Genomic DNA, 273 nt, shown 5'->3' on the forward strand with positions numbered 1-273 from the left:
TATGTAATGTGTAGGTGCTATAACTGCAAAAAAATAGTAATAGCGCTTACTGTATCCTTGAAATTAGACCGCTCCACCCTCACTTATATTTCATCAACTCTTTTGAGTTTCATTATTTAGAGAGCTTTATGTTTAGATTTTTATTTGTGTTGTTTATCATTATTCCTATTATTGAAATCGCCTTACTTATACAAGTAAGCGAGGTAATAGGTGGTTTTTCGACAATTGCGCTAGTAATTATTACCGCGATTTTAGGCGCAAAAATGGTAAAAC

The 273-nt window shown here is 32.6% G+C and carries 1 protein-coding gene; it reads left to right on the forward strand.

Features of this window, described 5'->3' with window-relative positions:
* Positions 1-128: 128 nt before the first annotated feature.
* Positions 129-273: FxsA family protein (locus AAEY88_RS13590; protein WP_350563241.1), on the forward strand; the 145-nt coding region annotated here is incomplete at its 3' end.

This window comes from Psychrobacter sp. CAL346-MNA-CIBAN-0220, from assembly GCF_040309805.1.
GTDB lineage: Bacteria > Pseudomonadota > Gammaproteobacteria > Pseudomonadales > Moraxellaceae > Psychrobacter.